Origin of the sequence: Pelagivirga sediminicola (genome assembly GCF_003072125.1) — a bacterium.
GTDB classification, from domain to species: domain Bacteria; phylum Pseudomonadota; class Alphaproteobacteria; order Rhodobacterales; family Rhodobacteraceae; genus Roseovarius; species Roseovarius sediminicola.
The window spans coordinates 148,803-165,070 of record NZ_QCYH01000007.1 but is presented as its reverse complement, the minus strand read 5'-3'; the positions used below and the strand labels follow the sequence as shown (position 1 = coordinate 165,070).

Annotated in this window: 14 protein-coding genes; 4 read left to right on the top strand and 10 right to left on the bottom strand. The window is 65.4% G+C overall.

The genetic code is table 11. The features are described 5' to 3' along the window. Positions 1-17: 17 nt before the first annotated feature. The 8 genes from DC366_RS13290 to DC366_RS13255 form a co-directional block, all read right to left on the bottom strand. Positions 18-1,031: a PAS domain-containing protein gene (locus DC366_RS13290; RefSeq protein ID WP_165802911.1), complete on the bottom strand. Its 1,014-nt coding sequence runs from the start codon at positions 1,029-1,031 to the stop codon at positions 18-20. A 94-nt stretch (positions 1,032-1,125) separates the two neighbouring features. Beyond that, the gene (locus DC366_RS13285) at positions 1,126-2,283 is read right to left on the bottom strand and encodes a trans-sulfuration enzyme family protein (protein ID WP_108692734.1); all 1,158 of its coding nucleotides are present in this window, start codon (positions 2,281-2,283) and stop codon (positions 1,126-1,128) included. Between the two features lie 43 nt (positions 2,284-2,326). Beyond that, on the bottom strand, positions 2,327-3,205 hold the full coding sequence (locus DC366_RS13280) for a dimethyl sulfoxide reductase anchor subunit family protein (RefSeq protein WP_108692697.1): 879 nt from the start codon (positions 3,203-3,205) through the stop codon (positions 2,327-2,329). A gap of 1 nt (position 3,206) precedes the next feature. Continuing rightward, positions 3,207-3,971, bottom strand: a complete 765-nt coding sequence (locus DC366_RS13275) for a 4Fe-4S dicluster domain-containing protein (RefSeq protein WP_108692696.1) — start codon at positions 3,969-3,971, stop codon at positions 3,207-3,209. Positions 3,972-4,062: 91 nt separating this feature from the next. After that, positions 4,063-6,891, bottom strand: coding sequence for a molybdopterin oxidoreductase family protein (locus DC366_RS13270; protein WP_108692733.1), 2,829 nt, complete (start codon positions 6,889-6,891; stop codon positions 4,063-4,065). 77 nt (positions 6,892-6,968) lie between these two features. Then, positions 6,969-8,432, bottom strand: a complete 1,464-nt coding sequence (gene pdxR / locus DC366_RS13265; protein WP_108692695.1) for a MocR-like pyridoxine biosynthesis transcription factor PdxR — start codon at positions 8,430-8,432, stop codon at positions 6,969-6,971. Positions 8,433-8,506: 74 nt separating this feature from the next. Next, the gene (locus DC366_RS13260; protein WP_108692694.1) at positions 8,507-9,088 is read right to left on the bottom strand and encodes a DUF1523 family protein; all 582 of its coding nucleotides are present in this window, start codon (positions 9,086-9,088) and stop codon (positions 8,507-8,509) included. A gap of 10 nt (positions 9,089-9,098) precedes the next feature. Continuing rightward, on the bottom strand, positions 9,099-9,365 hold the full coding sequence (locus tag DC366_RS13255; RefSeq protein WP_108692693.1) for a hypothetical protein: 267 nt from the start codon (positions 9,363-9,365) through the stop codon (positions 9,099-9,101). 184 nt (positions 9,366-9,549) lie between these two features. Here DC366_RS13255 and DC366_RS13250 point away from each other — a divergent pair, with 184 nt between their 5' ends. Beyond that, positions 9,550-10,365, top strand: a complete 816-nt coding sequence (locus tag DC366_RS13250; RefSeq protein WP_108692692.1) for a cyclase family protein — start codon at positions 9,550-9,552, stop codon at positions 10,363-10,365. A 95-nt stretch (positions 10,366-10,460) separates the two neighbouring features. Here DC366_RS13250 and DC366_RS13245 read toward each other — a convergent pair whose 3' ends face one another. Further along, on the bottom strand, positions 10,461-11,669 hold the full coding sequence (locus DC366_RS13245; RefSeq protein WP_108692691.1) for an aminopeptidase P family protein: 1,209 nt from the start codon (positions 11,667-11,669) through the stop codon (positions 10,461-10,463). A gap of 175 nt (positions 11,670-11,844) precedes the next feature. Between DC366_RS13245 and DC366_RS13240 the strand changes: the two genes are divergently transcribed. The 3 genes from DC366_RS13240 (at position 11,845) to DC366_RS13230 (ending at position 15,582) form a co-directional block, all read left to right on the top strand. Continuing rightward, positions 11,845-12,834, top strand: coding sequence for a P1 family peptidase (locus tag DC366_RS13240; protein WP_108692690.1), 990 nt, complete (start codon positions 11,845-11,847; stop codon positions 12,832-12,834). Between the two features lie 86 nt (positions 12,835-12,920). Continuing rightward, entirely contained in the window at positions 12,921-14,030 is a 1,110-nt protein-coding gene (locus tag DC366_RS13235) for a transporter substrate-binding domain-containing protein (RefSeq protein ID WP_165802910.1), read from the top strand. 82 nt (positions 14,031-14,112) lie between these two features. Then, positions 14,113-15,582: an NAD-dependent succinate-semialdehyde dehydrogenase gene (locus DC366_RS13230; protein ID WP_108692688.1), complete on the top strand. Its 1,470-nt coding sequence runs from the start codon at positions 14,113-14,115 to the stop codon at positions 15,580-15,582. A gap of 147 nt (positions 15,583-15,729) precedes the next feature. Here the strand turns inward: DC366_RS13230 and DC366_RS13225 are convergent, their stop codons facing one another. After that, positions 15,730-16,197, bottom strand: coding sequence for an Hsp20 family protein (locus tag DC366_RS13225; protein WP_108692687.1), 468 nt, complete (start codon positions 16,195-16,197; stop codon positions 15,730-15,732). Between the last annotated feature and the right edge of the window lie 71 nt (positions 16,198-16,268).

Below are 16,268 nucleotides of genomic sequence, written 5' to 3'. Positions count from 1 at the left end.
GCCCGTCGCGATGCCCGTCAGGCGCCATCCTCCATCGGCAGGTCCAGCGTGACGATCAGCCCCTCGCGCTGCCAGTCGAAGTTGAGCGCGCCGTTAGACGCCGCCACAAGGTTTGACACGATCCCGGCGCCGCTCTGGCGGGTCGGCTCGGCCACTTCGGGCCCGCCGCGTTCGCTCCAGATCATGTGGAACACGCCATCATCGGGCACGGTCCAGGTCAGATCGACATGCCCCTCGGCCGATCCAAGGCTGCCGTGTTTGACCGAATTTGTCGCCAATTCATGCAGCAACAAGGTCAGCGATGTGACCACCGCGCCCGAAAGCGATACCTCGTCGCCATGAAACCTCACCTGCCGCTCGCCCAGGGGCGCATAGGCCAGCAGTAGGGTTTCCGCCAGCTGCGCAAAGGTCAGCGCGGCGCCCGGCTCTGCCGATAGCGTCTGGAAATGCGATTGCCCCAATGCCTGAAGGCGCCCGATCACCTTGTCGCTGAAATCCTCGGGATTCTCCTCGCTGCGGCCGGTCATCTTGATGATGACGCTCATCACGTTGACGATGTTCTTGAGCCGGTGCAGCAGTTCGGACGTCCGCAATTCCGCCTCGCGGCGCTCGCGCTCGCGCGTGACCGAGATGTCCATCTGCGAGCCGAAGCGAAAGATCAGCTCGCCATCGTCGTTGTAAACCGGGCCCAGTTGCAGCGCGTTGATGAATTTCTCGCCATTCTTGCGATAATTCACGATCTCGATCATCGTCACCTCGCGCGCGTCCAGCGCCGCGCGAATGGCCTCGACGCTTTCGCGCGTTGTCTCCGGGCCTTGCAGGAAACGGCAGTTCTTACCGATGAAATCGTCCTCGTCATAGCCGGTCAGATCACAAAATGCCTGATTGGCGAAAACGATCGGCTCGTCCGGCAGGGTCGGATCGGTAATGCACAGTGGCAAGCGGCTGTGCTTGATCGCGTTGGCGAAAATGTCATTCCGGCGCAGCGTGTCAGGCGAAAGGCTGACCGCCTCTTTCAGGTCAAGTGACATACCGTTGGCCCATATCCGTTGGCAATCAGGCATTTATATGACGAATCGCGAAACGGGGGCAAGCGGCCGCTTGACAGCCGCCTGCTGTGGTCGCTCAGGTCGCCGCATCCAATGCCTGCTCCAGATCGTCGATCAGGTCCGGGGCATGCTCGATCCCGACGGAAAGGCGCAGAAGCGCCGGATGCACGTCAAAGCCGGGGCCCGACACCGTCTTGCGATGCTCGATCAGGCTTTCGACACCGCCGAGCGACGTCGCGGGATAAAACAATCGGCACGCCAGCGCCGTGTCGATGGCGGCGCGCTCGCCGCCCTTTACGATGATCGACAGCATGCCGCCGAACATGCCGTCCGTCTGACGCCGGGCGATGTCGTGGCCGGGATGGGACGCAAGGCCCGGATACAGCACCGCCTCCAGCCGCGGATCCCCCTCGAAATGCCGCGCGATGGCCAGCGCGTTTTCCGTCTGCCGCTCCACCCGCAACGTCAGGGTGCGCATCCCGCGGATCAAAAGCCACGCATCGAAACTGTGCAGGACCGTGCCCTGCAGCTTGCGCACATCGGCGATGGCATCCCACAGCGCGCCTGCCCGGCGCACCGAAAGCGCCCCGGCGGTCACGTCGGAATGGCCGTTCAGATACTTCGTCGCCGAATGGAACGAGATGTCGGCCCCCAGCTCCAGCGCGCGGGTGCAGCAGGGCGGCGTTGCGGTGCAGTCGGTAATCAGCCGCGCGCCTGCCTCATGCGCGATGGCGGCGGCGGCGGCGATGTCCGTCACGGTCCAGTCGGGATTGTTCGGCGTCTCGACCCAGATCAGCGCGGTCTGGCCGGGGCGGATGGCCGCCTTCATCGCGTCCAGATCGCCGGCGGTGTAATGCGTGATCGCAAGGCGCCCGGTGGTCTGGTGCTTTTGCATCTGTTGCAGCACGCCGTGATACATCACGCCCGGCGCCACCACATGCGCGCCGGACGGCAGCGCCTCCAGCACCGCGCCCGCGGCGGACATGCCGGAGGCGAACAGCAGCGTTGCCGCCGCGCCTTCCAGATCGGCGATGATCGCCTCGGCATGCTCGGTCGTCTCGTTGCTGTCGCGGCGGTAGATATAGGGCTGGCGCGGCGCATAATCGGCGCCGCGCGCATAGGTGGCCGACAGCTGGATCGTCGGGGTCAGCGCGCCGGTCCGCTCCTCCACGTGATGCAGCGCCTGGGCAAGGCGCGTGGCCGGGGACAGCGGGCGATTTTTGCGGTCGCTCATGGACGGTGATCCTTTCAGACGGCGCGGCTCTGGCGCGGCGGTCTCATGCGCCGCGCTTGCCATAGTAAAGGCCGACGACATGCTCGGCCTCGGCGAAGAAAAGCCAGCGCGAGGCGAAGATGCCCGCCACGTGACACAGCACCGCCAATGCCGCCGCCAGATGCGGCAAGGGCAGGCCCAATAGCAGGATCGGCAACACATAGCCAAGCGCGAAGGCGATGCTGCGCAGCTTTTGCGCATGGCGGCGCCCGACCACGTGGATGAACTCGCGCGTCAGATAGTTCGTGCCTGTATGCGGCGGCTCGAACGCGCGCAAGGTGCCGGCCCCGCCCAGCCCCGTGGCCGTCGCCAGGTCCGTGCCGGACCGCCCCAGCGCCCGGTCACCGCGCAGCCACCATGCGATCTGAACAAGCGCCGCGACCGGCAGAAGAACCAGCGCCAGAACCGTCTGCCCCGACAGCAGCGCACCTCCCGCCAGCGCCAGCGCAAGGAAAAGCGCGGGCGTCAGCCAGCTGCGCCAGCGCGGCACCGTGCGCATCTGCGCGTAGATCATCGAGGTGATGCCGACCACCCCCAGACACAGCGCCGCCCCCAGCCAGCCCAGCGGCGCCCAGCGCTGATCGAAGAACACAAGCCCCGCGCCATAGAGCGCCATCACCACCAGCGCCGCGACCGACACGCACGCCTCGCGGCTCAGCCAGCTGGTGCGCCATTGGGTGAATGCCTTGAGCGCGCGTTCGGGGCGCCCCAGATGAAACGCCGAGGCCATCAGCCCGCCCACCGCCAGCAGGTAGGCGATGACAAAGAAGGCGAACGCGACCCAGCCGGTCGGCACCAGCAGGCCCAGACCCAGCCAGACCAACAGGCCAAAACCAAGACCCGACAGCGTCGTGAATATGATGACGGACGGCGCCGGATGCATCTCAAAGCGCCTCCAGCGCGCGATCCAGCCATGCGGCGAACCCTCGCGGCTCCTCGGCGACGGGCTCAAGGAAGGGCGCCAGAATGTCTGTCTGCTCCAGAGTGTCGCGCGGACGGGGCGGCAGGTATTTGTTGACCGGCTTGGTGCCCTGCTCGGGCATCAGGTCAAACCCGCCGCGCTCGACGGTCAGGCGGCTGACATGGCTGCCGGGGTCGGCGAAATCGCCGAAATGGCGCGCGCCTGCGGGACAGGTGCGCACGCAGGCAGGCTCGCGGTCGATCTCGGGCAGGTTCTCGTTATAGATGCGATCGACGCAGAGGGTGCATTTCTTCATCACGCCCTCTGCCGCGTCCATCTCGCGCGCGCCATAAGGACAGGCCCAGGCGCAGAGGCCGCAGCCGATGCAGTCGGTCTCGTTCACCAGAACGATCCCGTCCTCCGCGCGTTTATAGCTGGCGCCGGTGGGGCAGACGGTGACGCAGGGCGCATCCTCGCAATGCAGGCAGGATTTGGGAAAATGCACCAGCTGCGCCGCCGGATGCGGCGCGGCGGAGGTGGCCAGCGGCTGCAACTCGTAGCTGTGCACGCGGTTGAGGAACGTGCCGCTGGGGTCCGCGCCATAGGGGCGCTGATCGCTGAGCGGCGCGCCGTAATTCTCGGTATTCCAGCCCTTGCAGGAAATGACGCAGGCATGGCAGCCGACGCAGGTGTCCAGATCGATGACAAGGCCCAGCTTGCGCTGGGTGGTTTCGGGAAGCCGGGTCATGATGCGCGGCCTTCGTGCAAGATGGCGCAGGCAGGCCGGGGCGCTGCCCCGGACCCCGGAGTATTTGCGCCAAGATGAAGACGGGCGCGCCTCATGGCCCCACCTTCCACGCCAGTTCCCCCGGCCCCTGCCCGACAGGCGACGCGATGCGCGGCATCGCCGGATAAGCCTGATCCGGGGCGGCGACCTTTTCGATCTTCACCCGCAGGTCGAACCATGCGGCCTGCCCCGTTACCGGGTCGGAATTGGCCCAGCGCAGGCCATCGCCCTTGGGCGGCAAAAGCTCGTGGATGATGTGGTTGAGCAGGAAGCCGCGGGTCCCCTCGGGCGCGCCGTCCCTCAGCGCCCAGGCGCCCTTGCGCTTGCCGATGGCATTCCATGTCCAGACAGTGTGCGGGTTGAGCGCGGCCATATGCGCGACCGGCACGGTGATCTCGCCATGGGCGGACGTGACGCACGCCCAGTCGCCATCGCTGAACCCGTGTTTCTGGAACAGGTTCGTCGGCAGGTAGAGCGGATTGTGCCCGTGGATCTGGCGCAGCCACGCGTTTTGCCCTCCCCAGGAGTGATACATCGCCATCGGACGCTGGGTGAGGGCGTGGATCGGGAATTCCTCGCCGTCCACGTGACCGTCCTCCAGTGCGGGATACCAGATGGGCAGGGGCGCCATCGTCGCCTTGATGCGCCCGCGCAGGGCATCGGGGGGCTGGTGCGCCCCGTGCCCTTCGGCGGCCAGCTGGAAACGGCGCAGCGGCTCGGAATAAAGATCGAAGATATAGGGCTGCGGCGTGTCGAAGATCCCGGTGCGCACGGCCCAGTCCTGATAAGCCATGTTCCACGGCTTGTAATATTGCGCCTCATCCGGGATGGGCAGCACGCAGAAGCTGCCGTTCTTGATATAGCTGTCCAGTTGCGCCGCGTTCGGCGCACCGCGCCCGTGGGTGATGCCATCATCGCCGATGCGCCAGCCCGCCAGCGGGCCGATGCCCGGCTTGCGCTGGTGGTTCGTGATGTAATCTGCGTAGTCGGCGTATTTCTGGCCGCCATCCTCGGTCACGAAGCCCGGCAGGTTCAGCCGCGCGCCCAGCTCGCACATGACCGACTGGAAGCCGCGCACATCGCGGTCCGGCGCGACCACCGGCCAGCGGATCGCGTCGGCGGCGGCGTCCGGCTCGCTGATCGGGCGATCCAGCAGCGAGATGCAGTCGAAACGCTCCAAATAGGTGGTGTCGGGCAGGATCAGGTCGGCATAGGCGACCATCTCGCTGGAGTAGGCATCCGAATAGATGATGCGCGGGATGACGTAATCGCCGTTCTCGCCCCTATCGGTCAGCATCTCGGTGACGCCGCCGACATTCATCGACGAATTCCACGCCATGTTCGCCATATAGAGAAACAGCGTGTCGATCCTGTAAGGATCGCCCGCATGGGCGTTCGAGATCACCATATGCATCAGGCCATGCGCACTGAGCGGGTTTTCCCACGTAAACGCCTTGTCGATGCGCGCGGGGCTGCCATCAGGCCGCAGGCACAGATCGTCCGGCCCTGCGGGATAGCCCAGGTGCGGGCCATCCAGCGGCGTGCCGGGGGCGCATTTGCTGTGCGGCCGGGGATGGGCGCTGACGGGCTTGGGATAGGGCGGCTTGAAACGCATGCCGCCGGGCACCTCGACGCTGCCCAGAAGGATCTGCAGAACGTGCAGCGCGCGGCAGGTCTGGAACCCGTTGGAATGGGCGGAAATCCCGCGCATCGCGTGAAAGCTGACCGGGCGGCCGGTCATTGTCCGGTGCGTCTCGCCGCGGAAATCGGTCCATTCCCGGTCCAGCGTGATCGCCTCGTCAAAGGCGACGCGGGCCAGTTCAGCGGCGATCGTCTTGATCTTTTGCACGGTCAGGCCGCAGCGTTCGGCCACCGCTTCGGGGGCGTATTTCGGATCGAGATATTGCTCGGCCATCAGGTGCATGACCGGCCGGTGCGTGACGCCCGCGGCGCGGTGCGTCGCGTGCAGATCGGGGCGGATGCCGGGCGCATCGAAGGCGGCCAGCTTGCCGGTGTTGCGGTCGATCACCAGCGGCTTGCCGTTCTCATCGCGCAGGAACAGGCCGTGGTCGGGCGACTTGGCATCGCCATTCACCAGCACCGGCGCGTTGGTGTAGCGCGACAGGTAATCGACGTCGATCTTGCCCGCCTTCATCAGCTCGTGGATAAGGCTGAGGATGAACAGCCCATCGGTGCCGGGCGTGATCCCGACCCAGTCATCGGCAACCGCGTTATAGCCGCTGCGCACGGGATTGACGCCGATCACCCGCGCGCCGCGCGCCTTGAGCCGGCCGATCCCCATCTTGATCGGGTTGCTGTCATGGTCCTCGGCCACGCCGAAGAGCATGAACAGCTTGGTATGCTCCCAATCGGGCGTGCCGAATTCCCAGAACGCGCCGCCCATCGTATAGATCCCCGCCGCCGCCATGTTGACCGAGCAGAACCCGCCATGCGCCGCGTAATTGGGCGTGCCGAAATTCTGCGCCCAATAGCTGGTGAAGGACTGCGACTGGTCGCGCCCGGTGAAAAACGCCAGCTTCTCGGGGGCCGTCGCGCGCAGCGGCGCCAGCCAGTCGGTCGCGAGGCTCAGCGCCTCGTCCCAGCTGATTTCCTCGAATTCGCCCGATCCGCGCGGCCCGACCCGGCGCAGGGGCGCGCGCAGGCGGGCGGGCGAATTGTGCTGCATGATGCCGGCGCTGCCCTTGGCACAGACCACGCCCTTGTTGACCGGATGATCGCGGTTGCCCTCGATATAGGCGACCTTGCCCGCCTTCATATGCACGTTGATGCCGCAGCGGCAGGCGCACATGTAGCAGGTCGTGCGGCGCACCTCGTCCGAGACGGGCGGGCTAAGGTCAAGCTCGGGCTGATGCTGCGTCACGGCGTTGCGGCCTTCCATCGGGCGGGCGGGAAATTGTCCTGTCCTTTTGCGAGGTAAGCAGAACTCGGTCCCGCTTGTCACCCACATTCTTGCAGCGCGGCGGCAATCAGGGCGATCCCGGCATTGATGCGCCCCGGCGGGATCGACGAATAGGCAAGGCGGTAGTAATTGCGCGGCGGCGCCGCGCCGTGAAAGAAGGACGCGCCCGGCTCGATCAGGACGCCCTGCCCGCGCAGCGCATCTGCAACGGCGCCCATGTCCACGTCTTCAGGGGCGCGCATCCAGATGGATGATCCGCCATGCACGCCGCGCCCGGCCACCGTCAGGCCATGCTGCGCCAGCGCCGCCTCCATCACGCGGCGCCGCTCGGCATAGGCGCGCGACATCCGGCGGATCAGGCTGTCGTAATGCCCCAAACTGAGGAAATAGGCCGCCGTGCGCTGCATCAGGCCGGGCGGATGGCGCAGAACGCTGGCCCGCAGCGCGCGCGCCTCGCGGATGAAGGGGCGCGGGCCCACCAGATAGCCAAGGCGCAGGCCCGGAAAGATCGACTTGGAAAAGCTGCCCACGTAAATCACCCGCCCGTCCCGATCGAGCGATTTCAGCGACGGGGACGGCGCGTTCAGGAACGCCATCTCGAATTCGTAATCATCCTCGACGATCAGCGCGTCCATGTCCCGCGCCGATGCCAGCAGCGCGCGGCGTCGCGCCATCGGCATGGTGGCATTGGTCGGGCATTGGTGGCTGGGCGTGGTAAATATCACGTCCGCATGGTCGGGCAGCAGATCGGGCGGCAGGCCGCGCGCATCCACCGGCACCGCGGCGGTATGGCAGCGCGATTGCGTCAGGATATCGCGCAAACCGTGATAGCACGGATCCTCGACCACCGCCGTGCGCCGCTGGGTCAGCAGCACCTGCGCGGTCAGCCACAGCGCGTTCTGCGCGCCCATCGTCACGAGGATCTCATCCGGCTCGGCCAGTATGCCGCGCCGGGGCAAGGTGTGGCGGGTGATGAATTCGATCAGCTTCGGGTCGTCCTGATCATAGTAATCGGTGGCCTGCGCGTGGAAATCGCGCGTGCCCAGCGCCCGCAGCGCGCAATGGCGCCAGTTGGCATGATCGAACAGCTTCGGATCGGTTTGCCCGTAGAGGAAGGGATAAGGGTAATCCGCCCAGTTCAGCGGCCGGTCCGGCGTCGCGCCCCCGGTAAAACGGCGCCCCAGCGCGCGCGACCAGTCGATGCGGTCCTCGCCGGCCGGGCGCGAGGCAAAGCGCGGCGGCTCGGGCGCGTTGGCGGAGATGTAATAGCCCGAGCGATCGCGCGCCGACAGATAATCGCTGGCCTGAAGATCGGCATAGGCCAGCGTCACCGTCATGCGGCTGACACCCAGATGCGCCGCCAGACTGCGCGACGACGGCAGACGCTCGCCCTTTTTCAGCCGTCCCGACAGGATGCCTTCGGCGATCATCTGCTGGATGCGCGCCTGCAAGGTGCCCTCGCCATCGGGGCCGAGGAAAAACGTATCAACCGGAATTGCCATGTTCCGACGCTAGACCGGACCTATGCCCGGCGCAATCTGGCCCGATGCCGGCGCCGGATTTTACGCGAAAAGCGTCAGCCCCAGCCGTCCGTGTATTCGTCGAACTTGCGCTTCTCGCGGCGCGACCAGTATTTCTTCCACCGCGCCCAGATGCCCCAGGCAAGGGCGGCAAGCAGGGTCAGCAGGATGATGTTGAACCACGGGATGATGCGCACATCCGGCCCCGCGACGGGTCTGACCGAAATCGCGTTCGGGAAGATCGACAGGAATTCGTTGCGCCAGCCGTAATGCGTGATCGACACCCACTGCGCCGACCCCGCGCTGCGCTTGGACATCAGATCCGACGCTTCGGCCTGCAGGTTCGAGGTGTCGAACTTGAAATAGGGCGGCCAGCCCCAGCCGGTATCCTCGTTGCGATAGATCATCGGCTTGTCGTTGGTCCGGAACGCCTGGATGAAAAAGACGTCGCGATTGGTTGGCGCGGCGGCGTTGCCGCTGTCCGAATTGGCCCAGAAAATCGAGTTTTCCCCGAAATCGACGCGTTTTTCATAAGTGTCCGTGATGCGCGCGATGTCGTGCTGAGGCAACGTGTAATGCAGGAACGCGATGACCGCGACCCAGAACACGCCCCAGAAAACCCATTTTACATAGACCATTCGGGCCCCCTCAATTGAAATTCGTAAAATACACGATGATCGCGATCACCGATACCGGCACCACGTAAACGCCCAAGATCAATTTTCGACGCAGCGAGCTGTCATATTCCTTTAGACCCCCCGCGACAAATGCCTCCTCGTCCCCCGGTCGGCCCGCGATCAGCCATTCGGCTTCCAGCTCGCCGCGCCGCACCCGGCGCGACCAGATCGACAGGACAACGTAGATCACCGTCAGGACGACGCCACCGATAACGATCAGTTTCAGCAATGCCAGCACGGGCGCGCCTTTCCTAGTCTGGTCCAGTCATGTCTATCGTCTGCGTCAGGATTGTCCATGATTCAGCGTTCGCGCATCGACCCCGGCCTCCTGTCCGGCGCGCGTATTGCCCGCTGATAATCCGTGACAGATGCCGCGCGCGTGATAGGCTGTCGGCATCAGCCATTCTCCAAGGAGTTCCGCCATGTGCAACGCCTGCCTTATGAACGCGGTCAAGGACCGCATGCTTTCGCGGCGCAGTTTCTTCACCGTCGCTGCGGGCGCGGGCGCTGCCACTGCGCTCGGCAGTGCGATCGCTCCGCCAGCCATGGCCGCGGGCCACGGCACGGTCGAGGATATGACCCACACGCTGAGCGATGCCTTTCCCACCTTCGACGGCGTGCCGGGTTTCGCAATGGACCAGCAATTCAACTTTGCCGATGACGGGTTCAACCTGTTCAACCTGCGGATTGCCGAACATACCGGCACGCATATCGACGCGCCTTTGCATTTTTCGGCCGACGGCGCCTCGGTCGATGAAATTCCCGTCAGCAGTCTGGTGGCGCCCCTATGCGTGATCGACATTGCCGCGCGCGCCGCCGAAGATGCGGATGCGCAGGTGACGCCGGACGATCTGAACGCCTGGATTTCCGCGAATGGGGACATTCCCGACAATGCCTGCGTTGCGCTTTATTCGGGCTGGGGCGCCAAGGTGGACAGTGACGGGTTTCGCAATTCGGATGGCGAAGTCATGCACTTTCCCGGTTTTCACGTCGAGGCGGCGCAGATGCTGATGGAGCAGACCGGCGCGCGCTCGATCGCGGTCGATACGCTGTCGCTGGATCATGGCGCCTCTACCGATTTCGCCACGCATTATGCCTGGCTTTCGTCGGGGAGGTTCGGAATCGAATGTGTCGCCAACCTCGACAAGATGCCGCCAAAGGGGGCCACGCTGATCATCGGCGCGCCCAAGCATGCCGGCGGCACCGGCGGCCCGGCGCGCATCATGGCAATGGTCTGACCGGCGGGCCCGCGGGCCCGCAATGACACGTCTGGGTTAATGAAAACAGGCGGCCCGATGCGGGCCGCCTGTTGTGTTCCGTCGCGGCCGGTATCTTACCCGACGACGTTGAAATCCGGGCCATAGGGATAGCCGGTAAGATCCTCGTTGCCGTCCTCGGTGATGATCAGCACGTCATGCTCGCGGTAGCCGCCTGCGCCGGGTTGATCGTCGGCGATGGTCAGCATCGGCTCCATCGAGATGACCATGCCGGGCTCCAGCACCGTGTCGATATCCTCGCGCAGCTCCAGACCCGCCTCGCGGCCGTAGTAATGCGACAGGATGCCGAAGCTGTGGCCATAACCGAAGGTGCGGTATTGCAGCAGCTGGCGCTCTTCCAGGAACTCGTTGATCTTGTGCGTCACCTCGGCACAGGTCGCGCCCGGCTTCAGCAGGCTCATGCCGTATTCATGCGCGGCGATGTTCGCCTCCCAGATCTTCAGCGATGCATCATCCACCTCGCCCACGAACATCGTGCGCTCCAGCGCGACGTAATAGGCGCTGATCATCGGAAAGGTGTTCAGCGACAGGATATCGCCATGCTCCAGCTTGCGGGCGGTGACGGGGTTGTGCGCGCCGTCGGTGTTGATGCCCGACTGGAACCAGACCCATGTGTCGCGGTATTCCGCATCGGGGAATTCCTTGGCAATCTCCAGCTCCATCGCGTCGCGGCCCGCGATGGCCACGTCAATCTCGCGCGTGCCGACCTTGATCGCGTCCTTGATGGCGTAGCCGCCCACGTCAGCCACCTTGCAGCAGCGACGGATCAAATCCAGCTCGGCCTGGCTCTTGTGCATGCGCTGCACCATCGTGGTGGGCGCGATGTCGACCGATTTGGACGGCTTGAGGAAGCTGTCCATCTTGGATTTCTGAAGCAGCGTCAGGTGATCGCCCTCATAGCCGATGACGCGCCCCTCGCCCGAGACCGACAGGATCGCGCGCCAGTAATTGTCGCGCTGCCAGTCGGTATAGGTGATGTTGTCGCCATGGCTGCGGCGCCAGGGCTGACCTGCGTCGATGCCGGCGCTGATGGTCACGTCCTGATCGGCCGTGACGACAAGGCCGTAGGGGCGGCCAAAGGAGCAGTAGAGAAAGCCGCTGTAATACGCGATGTTGTGCATCGAGGTGAACACGGCCACATCGACACCCAGATCCGACATGCGCGCGCGCAGTTTCGACAGGCGGGCGTCGTATTCGGACGCCTCGAACTGAAGCGGGGCTTTTTCGCCGTTGTGGAAACGGTACATTTCGGGACGATCAGTCATAAAAACCTTCCTTGAACAGAAAGGTCCCGGCGTTCAGGACTGTTGTGATATGCGGCCTTGGCCCGATCGGGGATCCCTGATTCGGGCGAGCGGCGCCACCGCTCCGGCCTGAGGCCGTTCTTGCCGATCCGGCGCAATCTGGCAAGATGTTTTGCACGCAGCAGGAGACATGCCAATGACAGCGCGCCCCGGACCGCTCAACCTGATAACCGACGTGGCGGGGCTGCGCGTCGGCAACGCGCAGGACGGCGCTCTGAAATCGGGCGTGACGGTGCTGACGGCGGATGCGCCGTTCACGGCCGGCGTGCATGTCATGGGCGGCGCGCCCGGCACGCGCGAGACGGATTTGCTGGCCCCCGACCGCACCGTGCAACAGGTGGACGCGCTGGTGCTGTCGGGCGGCTCGGCCTTCGGGCTGGATGCGGCATCGGGCGTGGCGGACGCGCTGCGCCGCGCCGGGCGCGGGTTTGCGGTGGGCGGCATGCGCGTGCCGATCGTGCCGGGGGCGATCCTGTTCGATCTGCTGAACGGCGGCGCCAAGGGTTGGGCGCAGAACCCGTATGGCAATCTGGGCGCGCAGGCACTGGCCGTCTGCGCCACCGCGTTCGATCTGGGCAGCGCGGGCGCCGGGACCGGCGCGCTGACCGCGACGCTGAAAGGCGGGCTAGGCTCGGCGTCCTGCGTTCTGCCATCGGGCCACACCGTCGGCGCGCTGGTGGCGGTCAATGCGCTGGGATCGGCCACCGTGGATGGCGGCCCGCATTTCTGGGCCGCGCCTTTCGAGATGGCGGGCGAGTTCGGCGGGCTGGGCCCGGCCCGCACCTTTGGCGACGTTCATCTGCCCCGCACCAAGATGGGCGGCGGCAGCACGACCATCGCCATCGTCGCCACCGATGCCGCGCTGGACCAGTCGCAATGCACGCGCATGGCCACCGCCGCGCATGACGGCATGGCGCGCGCCCTTTTGCCCTCGCATACGCCGATGGACGGGGATCTGGTCTTTGCCGCCAGCACCGGCGCGCGCGACGCGGGCGGCGCAGGCACCCTCCTGCTGGGCCACGCCGCAGCAAACTGCCTTGCCCGCGCCATCGCGCGCGCGGTCTATCTGGCACGCCCCGCCCCCGGCGACACCCTGCCCAGCTGGTCCGCGCGCTTTCCCGGTTAGCGCCGGACGCGCAGCAGAGACTTGCGCCAAGCGCGCCAAATCCCGATAACGCGTCCATTCTGGCAAAAAAAGGGAGGCCGCACGCCTTGCCGACATATCGCATTCGCATACTCACCCGGACGCTGGCGCTGATCGCGGCCCTCTTTCTGGGCGCGCTGCCCGGCTGGGCGCAAGATAGCTCAGACAGCGCCGAGCCGTCCGCCGGCCCGCTGGTCATCGCCACCAAAAACGCGCCGCCCTTCGCCTTTGTCGATCCGGACGGCGCGTGGGCCGGGATCGCCATCGACGCGGTCACCGCCATCGCCGCCGATCTGGGCCGCGTGGTGGAGTGGCGCGAGGATACGCTGGACGGAATGCTGGACGCCGTGAAGGCGGGCGAGGTGGACGCGGCCGCAGCCGCAATCACCATCACGCCTGCGCGCGAAGCGGATCTGGATTTCACCTTTTCCTACTATACCACCGGGCTGGGCATCGCCGTTGACCCGGACGCCAGCGGCGGCTGGTTTCAGGTGGTGCGCAACCTCTTCACCTGGCAGTTCGCGGTCGCCATCGCCACGTTGTCGGCAGTGCTTCTGGCCGCGGGCGCCGCGGTCTGGGCGTTCGAGCGGCGCAGCAACGAGGAATTCCCGCGCAACCCGGCACTTGGTCTGGGCGACGGTTTCTGGTGGGCCGCCGTCACGATGACGACCGTCGGCTACGGCGACAAGTCGCCGCGCACATTGGGCGGGCGGATCGTGGGCGTCATCTGGATGTTCACCGCCATGCTGATCGTGGCCAGCTTTACCGCCGCCATCGCCGCCTCGCTGACCGTCGGCAGCCTTGGCGCCCCGATCCAGAGCTCGGCCGACCTGAAGAACTACCGCGTCGGCGTGGTCACCGGCACCACCGGGGCCGAGGAAATGGCCCGGCGCGGCGGACGCCTGACGCGGTTCGAGACGATCAACGAAGGCTTTGACGCCCTGCTGGAGGGCCAGATCGGCGCGGTCGTCTATGACAAGCCGCTGATGCAATGGATTGCCGCGCAGGACTATGACGGCGACGTGCGCATTCTGGAGGATACGCTGGGCCGGCAGGATTACGGCATCGCCCTTCCCACGGATTCAGACCTGCGCGAGCCCATGAACCGCGCGCTTCTGAGCTATCTGCGCAGCGAAGCCTGGGCGCGCGTGCAGTCGCGATATCTGGGCGATAACTGACCGGCGCGGCGCCGCAGATCTGGACAAGCGCGGCGCAAGGTGCTTTGGCTGCGCATAAATACAACCCGAAAGGATGCATGACATGAGCAAGACCGATCTGAAATCCCTGCTCAAGGATCCCGAGCTTCTGGCCGACAAGGCCTATGTGAACGGCAAGTGGGTCAGCGGCGACAAGACGTTCGACGTCAAGAACCCCGCGCGCGGCGACGTGATCGCGCAAGTGGCCGACCTCAGCCGCGATCAAGTGGCCGAGGCGATCGCCGCCGCCGAAAAGGCGCAGAAGGAATGGGCCAAGTGGACCGGCAAGGAGCGTGCGAACGTCCTGCGCAAATGGTTCGACCTGATGATGGAGCATCAGGACGATCTGGGCACCATCCTGACCGCCGAGCAGGGCAAGCCGCTGGCCGAGGCCAAGGGCGAGGTCGCCTACGGCGCCTCCTTCATCGAGTTTTTCGCCGAAGAGGCCAAGCGTGTCTACGGCGAGACGATCCCCGGCCACCAGCGCGACAAGCGCATCACGGTCATCAAGCAGCCCATCGGCGTTGCCGCCTCGATCACGCCCTGGAACTTCCCCAACGCGATGATCACGCGCAAGGCCGCGCCCGCACTGGCCGCCGGCTGTGCCTTTGTCGGACGCCCGGCCGCTGAAACGCCGCTGTCGGCCACCGCCATGGGCGTTCTGGCCGAGCGTGCGGGCATCCCGGCGGGCGTGTTCAACATCGTCACCTCGTCGCGCTCGTCCGAAGTGGGCAAGGAGTTCTGCGAGAATCCCGCCGTGCGCAAGCTGACCTTTACCGGCAGTACCGAAGTGGGCCGCATCCTGCTCAAGCAAGCCGCCGATCAGGTCATGAAATGCTCGATGGAGCTGGGCGGCAACGCGCCCTTCATCGTGTTTGACGACGCCGATCTGGATGCCGCCGTCGAGGGCGCCATCATGTGCAAGTTCCGCAACAACGGCCAGACATGCGTCTGCGCCAACCGGATCTATGTGCAGGCGGGCGTCTATGATAAATTCGCCGAGAAACTGAAGGCCGCGACCGAAAAGCTGAAGATGGGCGACGGTCTGGAAGAGGGCGTCACCCTCGGCCCGCTCATCAACGCCGACGCAATCACCAAGGTGCAGGAGCATGTCGCCGACGCCAAATCCAAGGGCGGCAAGGTCATCCTCGGCGGCGGCGAGCCGGCCCAGCGCGAGGGGCACTTCCTGCCCCCGACCATCATCACCGGCGCCACGCAGGACATGCAGTTCGCCACGGACGAGACATTCGGCCCGCTCGCGCCGCTGTTCAAGTTCGACGATGTGGATGACGTGATCGCCATGGCCAATGACACGATCTTCGGCCTTGCCAGCTATTTCTACGCCAAGGATCTCAGCCGCGTCTACAAGGTGGCCGAGGCGCTGGAATATGGCATCGTCGGCGTGAACACCGGCATCATCTCGACCGAGGTCGCGCCCTTTGGCGGCGTCAAGCAGTCCGGCCTTGGCCGCGAGGGCAGCCATCACGGCATCGAGGATTACCTGGAGATGAAATACATCTGCATGTCGGTCTGATGCAGGCCGGTCCCGGAAAATTCGCAGAATTTTCGGGACCGGTTTTCTTCGCGAGGAAAACAGCGCGCCCCGCCGGATATCCGGCGGGGCGCTTGCGTCTCAAGGCGTTTCGCTCTCGCTGATGGCTCAGGTTGAAAGCGACACGCTTTAGTTTACCGATTTCGCGTCAACGACATCCTTGTCGCTTGCGCCGCTCGATTCGATCGCGATGCGGCGCGGCTTGAGCGCTTCGGGCACTTCGCGCACCAGATCGATGTGCAGCATGCCGTCGGCATGGGTCGCGCCCGTCACGCGGACATGATCGGCCAGCTGGAAGCGCCGCTCGAATGCGCGCGTCGCGATACCGCGATGCAGATACGTGCGCTCTTCACGCTCTTCGGCCTTGCGGGCGGCCACGATCAGCGCGCCTTGCCGCAATTCGACCGATAGATCGGCCTCGGCAAAGCCTGCGACGGCGATGGAAATGCGCCACGCATCGTCCGCGGTCTTTTCGATATTGTAGGGGGGATAGGTCGGCTGTGCGACATCGTTGGTCAACACGCGGTCCATCATGTCCGCGATCTGGTCAAAGCCGACAGTGGCCCGGTAAAGCGGGGCCAGATCAAAGTTTCGCATGGGTCATCCTCCATTGAGCGATACCATTATGGATGCCTTCCCGAATGGGACAGGCAGAGGTTTGCGCGGAC

Excerpts from the sequence above, each read along its gene's own strand:
- DC366_RS13290 (WP_165802911.1), bottom strand. The coding sequence starts at position 1,031 with ATGTCACTTGACCTGAAAGAGGCGGTCAGCCTTTCGCCTGACACGCTG.
- DC366_RS13285 (WP_108692734.1), bottom strand. The coding sequence starts at position 2,283 with ATGAGCGACCGCAAAAATCGCCCGCTGTCCCCGGCCACGCGCCTTGCC.
- DC366_RS13280 (WP_108692697.1), bottom strand. The coding sequence starts at position 3,205 with ATGCATCCGGCGCCGTCCGTCATCATATTCACGACGCTGTCGGGTCTT.
- DC366_RS13275 (WP_108692696.1), bottom strand. The coding sequence starts at position 3,971 with ATGACCCGGCTTCCCGAAACCACCCAGCGCAAGCTGGGCCTTGTCATC.
- pdxR (WP_108692695.1), bottom strand. The coding sequence starts at position 8,432 with ATGGCAATTCCGGTTGATACGTTTTTCCTCGGCCCCGATGGCGAGGGC.
- DC366_RS13260 (WP_108692694.1), bottom strand. The coding sequence starts at position 9,088 with ATGGTCTATGTAAAATGGGTTTTCTGGGGCGTGTTCTGGGTCGCGGTC.
- DC366_RS13250 (WP_108692692.1), top strand. The coding sequence starts at position 9,550 with ATGTGCAACGCCTGCCTTATGAACGCGGTCAAGGACCGCATGCTTTCG.
- DC366_RS13245 (WP_108692691.1), bottom strand. The coding sequence starts at position 11,669 with ATGACTGATCGTCCCGAAATGTACCGTTTCCACAACGGCGAAAAAGCC.
- DC366_RS13240 (WP_108692690.1), top strand. The coding sequence starts at position 11,845 with ATGACAGCGCGCCCCGGACCGCTCAACCTGATAACCGACGTGGCGGGG.
- DC366_RS13230 (WP_108692688.1), top strand. The coding sequence starts at position 14,113 with ATGAGCAAGACCGATCTGAAATCCCTGCTCAAGGATCCCGAGCTTCTG.
- DC366_RS13225 (WP_108692687.1), bottom strand. The coding sequence starts at position 16,197 with ATGCGAAACTTTGATCTGGCCCCGCTTTACCGGGCCACTGTCGGCTTT.